Consider the following 4686-nt stretch of genomic DNA (forward strand, 5'->3'; position numbering starts at 1 on the left):
CGTCAGCGGATCCTCGACCGTCTCCGGCTGACGCAGGGGGATGACAGTGGTACTGCTCATCCTCGGCGTATCGCTCCTTCGGGAGGTTCAGGCAGGCTTTCACCCACCTCGATACGCCGCCTCTCTCACATCGCCATCACCCAGTTTCGGCCATAGCTCGCTGTTGCCCGCTCAGCCCTCTCCGTTGGGGCGGATCTACCACTTAGCAGGCTGCGGAAATTCGCTGCTCCAGCCCAGCCACACGAACAATCCGAATTGGACAGACCGTGATGTGCACAACACTGCTGTGCCCGAATCGTACGCAGCGTAATAAATTTTCGTAGAAGCCTCGCCAAAATCGAATTTCCGCAGCCTGTTAGGGCTTGTCAGCGGATAACCGCTTCATCTGAGTTGTCGCGCGGGTGGATGGTGTAGTTCCATTCGCCATGGAAGATGTGGCGGGTGATGTTGAGGGAGGCCATCTGTTCGTTGGAGACGGCGGTGCCCTTGGGATAGTGACGTTCGTCGAGTTCGCAGTGCACGGTCAGGCCGGTGGTTGTGGTGGTGGCGCTGATCAGGTCGACGATGACGCGATAGCTGACCAGCGGCGTGGCGCGCCAGTTCATGCTGATGAACGAGAACAGGCGATGCTCGAAGCTGTTCCACTTGCTGGTGCCTGGCGGCAGGTGGTGCACCTCGATGGCGAGGCCGATCTCGTCGGCCAAGCCTTGCAACGCGTACTTCCACAGCCGCAGGCGCGAGCCGTTGCTGCCGCCACCATCGGCGGTGATCACCAGGCGCTCGGCCTCAGGATAGCGAAGGCGGCCGATGTCCTGCCACCAGCGGCGGATCGTCTGCACCGCGAAAGCGGCGGTGTCGTGGTTCATGCCGACACCCACCCAGCCTGCATTGGCCGCCAGGTCGTAGATGCCGTGGGGCACTGCACGGCCGAGTTCGGGCAGCAGGAAGTCGTGCACCCGCACCTCCTCGGGCTCGCCCTGCGCGCGCCACTCCCGGCCCGCGTTCTTGAAGTCGCCGACAAGTTCCTTCTTCTTGGTGTCCACTGAAATCACCGGCTGCCGCGCCGCCAGCGCCGCCGCCACGCTCGCATTGATGCGGGCGAACTGCGCATCCCGGTCAGGATGCTCGCTTCCCTCTCGCGTCTTGCGATTGGCCTGCAGGCTGAACTTCTCCCGCGCCAGCAACTCACCCACCACCGTGCGGCTGACCGGATGGCCGCGCGCCGTCAGTTCCGCTGCCAGCCGCCGCAGGCTCTTGCAAGTCCAGCGCAGGGGCGACATCGGGTCACCCCGTGCCCCCGGTTCCACCAGCGACAGCAGGTCAGGCAACAGCCCGGGGTCCCGCTCCACCGCCGTCTTGCCGCCGCCGCCCGATTTGCGAACACGTCCCGGCGGCAGCCCGCTCACCAGATCCTTCAGGCCCCGGCCAATCGTGCTCGCCGCCAGCCCCGTCGCCCGCGACACCGCAGCGATCCCGCCGTAGCCCGCAGCGCGCGCCTCCGATGCCGCAAGCAATCGCGGACCACGTTCGTTCAAATGCGCCGATAGTTCCGAAAACCGCGCCCGGATCCCGTCAATGTCGATCATCCCGCAACGCTACATCTCCGCCTAACGCAGGAGAAGCACTATCCCACAACCGCAGCCGCAAAGCCGATTCACTTATCGGCGGACGAGCCCTTAGTTTCCTTCGGAGCTGGAAACGGGCAGTGTTAAGGGATATACATCAAGTATATCCTGAGGGTGGAATGATGACCCGAACAACGCTGTTTCGAAGTAACCGCACACAGGCCGTACGCCTCTCGAAGGAGGTGGCCTTTCCTGAAGGGGTACGGGAGGTGGCCGTGCTGCGAGATGGCCCGCGGCGAGTGATCGTGCCGGCGAATGCCACTTGGGACGATTTCTTCGCGGCCCCCGGCATTGAGTTGCCCGAGCGCGAGCAGCCGCGGGCGCAGGAGCGCGAGAGCTTCTGATGCTGCGCTACCTGCTGGACACCAACCTGTGCATCCGGGTGCTGCGCGACCGGCCGCAGGGGCTGCGGGCACGCTTCAACGCCGAGGCCGGATCGCTGTGCATCTCGACGGTGGTGCTTACAAAGCTGCTGCACGGGGCGGGGAAGTCGGCCCGGCCAACCGAGAACCGGCGGGAGGTGGAGCGGTTCGTGGCGCGGCTAGAGGTGCTGGCCTTCGACGCGGAAGCGGCGGCGCATGCGGCGGAGATCCGGACGGTGCTTGAGCGGGAGGGACGGGTGATCGGGGCCTATGACCTGCTGATCGCGGGTCACGCGCGCAGCCGCGGGCTGGTGGTCGTGACGGGGAACCTGGGCGAGTTCACGCGTGTGGCAGGGCTACGCTGCGAGGACTGGCTGGCCGAGGCCGGGGCGGCCTGAACTCTAGAGGTCGAAGAGCCCGCCGAACTCCTTATCCTCGTGGTCGCGGAGCTTGGCGCTGAGGGTGGGGTGGTGCCCCGGCCGGAGGAGGATTTGGCGAGCAGGGCCGACACGAGCTTGTTCGTGGACAACGCAGCGACGAAGGTGGGGCTGTAGGCTACAAGGCCCGAATATGGGCTCTCGGGTCAGTGAATGACGGGCACGCCTTCTATGGGTGTGCAAACCAGGCGGGGCACTGCAAAACGTGCCCGTGGGCTTCGGCCTCCTCCTGGCGCTGGTTGCTAAGCATATAAGAGCAGTACTCATCGGCTGCAGTTTCGGCATCCAAATCGGCCGGGATGAGCTCACTCGCTCGAACGGCGTCCGAGATGGCTGCCCAATTGCCCGTGAGCCCGATATCGGTGACATCCTGGTTGGGCTTGGCATCAATGGTCAGCCGCACCGAGTTCACGATGATGGCGGTCTGAACGATCCAGAGGAACTGGTCCTGCTTAGTCACGAATCGCGTCTTCCCTGTGTGGTTCGGGAAGTCTTGCGTCGTCTGACGCGAACCGAAAATGACGCCTAAGCGAGGGCCCAACTTGCCCCGTCGCGGTCTCCAGCAGGCTCTTATCTAGCTCCTGAGCCGCGCCAAGCGCTTGAGGCATGCCGGGCAGGTAACTTCCTGTGCGGGTGGCTCAGCCCAACCAGAGCCGGCGCCTGGCTCGTCGGCGCAGAGGGCCATACGGCAATGCGGCGTGACGGCATGGTACAGAGCTGGGCGCCCACCGGCCCGCTTACGCGCCTTGTGCAGGGCTACGAAGGTCCGGCCAGCCAGAGTGATGGCGTTCGGGTGCATGGTGCCGGATGTAGGCGTACATGACGATCGATCAACGGAATTCCCCATGACACCCGAAAAGGGCAGCCAAGCGTCCCTGGCGCCCCTCCTCGAGGGAAGTGAGGCTGTTATGCCCCGATTTGGCGTGCTGACCGCCAGCGCCCGTGGCTCCGGACTGCTTCGTCTCGCGGTCCGGGTGTAGGATGGCGCATGAGCCATGAACCATCAGCAAAGCCGAAGCTTTCTCATGAGGAGCGCCGCGTACGGCGACTGCGACTGGTCCGCCTTCAATTTGCGATCGGCCGGGAGCTGGAGGATCGGGGGATCACCCTTGCCACCGCCGTTGGGGAGGCATTGGGGCTTCCTGCACATGACGCAATGACGTTGCTAGCTCGGCGGCAGTGGCGCGAAGGCGACTTGGCGCTGCTCGAGGCCGCAGCGGCGCGGTTGGGGGTGCGGGTCCCGGACTGATGGGGCCATCCATGCTCCATGCTCCATGCTCCATGCTCCATGCTCCATGCTCCATGCTCCATGCTCCATGCCTCCGGGCTGCCGGCCGCAACCAGTCCCAGGTGGTTCGCACTCCGCAGCACGCGGCAGGGGGCAGGGTATCCGCACCGCCACAGCAGGGTCCGCTCGGTCGCCCAGCCAGCGCTCACGCCCGCATCCGCCTTGCGAAGGCAAGAGCAGAGCAGGTGACGGAAGCCGAGCTTCCAGTGCAGTCAGAAATGGCTTTCTCGAGTCATTGGTGAAGGTGTGACCACCATGAGCATGTCCTGACTGTCGGGAGCGAATTCATGCGCGCGGCTGGTCTGCTGGGCCTGCTTATGCTGGGGCTGGCGGCTCCTACGGCCTCCGCGCAGCTGTCCCCAGGGTGGGTGGAACGCAGGTTCGGCTCATGGCAATTCATCTCCGGTGCCCGAACCATTGGGGGTCTGCGCACGATCGTCTGCCAGGTCGAGAACCTACAGCGCGCGAAGGGCTGGAGCTTCACGCTCAGCCGGTCCAGCAGTGAAACCGATCTGATCTTGCGGCACCAGCAGCTGCGCCTGGACATCCCCCGCGACACGATGATCAACGCCAGCGTCGGAGGTGAGCGCATCCGGTTTCAGGTCGAGCGGTTGGTGACGCCCTCCGACGGCCCCGGAGGCGGTATCATCCTGACGCTGGTAGATGACGACACTTTCGCCACAGCACTGTGGAGGGCACGGGATATCCGCCTAACCCTGCCAGGCGAGGGCGTTTTGCAGTGGCCAGCCAGGGGCGGCGGAGAAGCGCTGGCGGCCATGGATACCTGCCCCTCGCTGACACCCTATCCTGGAGGGGAGGCCGCCATGCCGCGGCGGCGGAGGTCCGTGCCCCCCTTCGTGCCAGTCAGCGTTCGAACATCCCCGGGAACTCCGGGGCCGAGTCGTGCCGGTGTCGCCGTGATGGCGACGCAGCGGGGCCGGGCGCCGTGGCATCCCGGCCCCGCTCGACGGCTC

Annotated in this window: 6 protein-coding genes; 4 read left to right on the plus strand and 2 right to left on the minus strand. The window is 65.2% G+C overall.

Annotation, left to right across the window (positions count from 1 at the left end; translation table 11 throughout):
* Positions 1–365 precede the first annotated feature (365 nt).
* A complete protein-coding gene (locus tag ACO1BU_RS35905; protein ID WP_424140666.1) occupies positions 366–1586 on the minus strand; it encodes an ISAzo13 family transposase in 1221 nt (406 codons plus the stop codon).
* Positions 1587–1744: 158 nt separating this feature from the next.
* Between ACO1BU_RS35905 and vapB the strand changes: the two genes are divergently transcribed.
* A complete protein-coding gene (vapB, locus tag ACO1BU_RS35910) occupies positions 1745–1969 on the plus strand; it encodes a type II toxin-antitoxin system VapB family antitoxin (RefSeq protein WP_424140667.1) in 225 nt (74 codons plus the stop codon).
* Positions 1969–2385: a type II toxin-antitoxin system tRNA(fMet)-specific endonuclease VapC gene (gene vapC, locus ACO1BU_RS35915; RefSeq protein WP_424140668.1), complete on the plus strand. Its 417-nt coding sequence runs from the start codon at positions 1969–1971 to the stop codon at positions 2383–2385. The genes vapB and vapC overlap by 1 nt, the downstream gene beginning before the upstream one ends.
* Positions 2386–2593: 208 nt before the next feature.
* Here vapC and ACO1BU_RS35920 read toward each other — a convergent pair whose 3' ends face one another.
* The gene (locus ACO1BU_RS35920; protein ID WP_424140669.1) at positions 2594–2884 is read right to left on the minus strand and encodes a hypothetical protein; all 291 of its coding nucleotides are present in this window, start codon (positions 2882–2884) and stop codon (positions 2594–2596) included.
* A 528-nt stretch (positions 2885–3412) separates the two neighbouring features.
* Between ACO1BU_RS35920 and ACO1BU_RS35925 the strand changes: the two genes are divergently transcribed.
* Both ACO1BU_RS35925 and ACO1BU_RS35930 read left to right on the plus strand, forming a co-directional pair.
* Positions 3413–3673, plus strand: a complete 261-nt coding sequence (locus ACO1BU_RS35925; RefSeq protein ID WP_424140670.1) for a hypothetical protein — start codon at positions 3413–3415, stop codon at positions 3671–3673.
* 326 nt (positions 3674–3999) lie between these two features.
* Positions 4000–4686, plus strand: a 687-nt coding sequence (locus tag ACO1BU_RS35930) for a hypothetical protein (RefSeq protein WP_424140671.1), incomplete at its 3' end; no start/stop codon positions are given.

It is taken from the genome of Roseomonas chloroacetimidivorans (assembly GCF_049629625.1).
GTDB classification, from domain to species: domain Bacteria; phylum Pseudomonadota; class Alphaproteobacteria; order Acetobacterales; family Acetobacteraceae; genus Roseomonas; species Roseomonas chloroacetimidivorans.

Excerpts from the sequence above, each read along its gene's own strand:
- vapB (WP_424140667.1), top strand. The coding sequence starts at position 1,745 with ATGATGACCCGAACAACGCTGTTTCGAAGTAACCGCACACAGGCCGTA.
- ACO1BU_RS35905 (WP_424140666.1), bottom strand. The coding sequence starts at position 1,586 with ATGATCGACATTGACGGGATCCGGGCGCGGTTTTCGGAACTATCGGCG.
- vapC (WP_424140668.1), top strand. The coding sequence starts at position 1,969 with ATGCTGCGCTACCTGCTGGACACCAACCTGTGCATCCGGGTGCTGCGC.
- ACO1BU_RS35925 (WP_424140670.1), top strand. The coding sequence starts at position 3,413 with ATGAGCCATGAACCATCAGCAAAGCCGAAGCTTTCTCATGAGGAGCGC.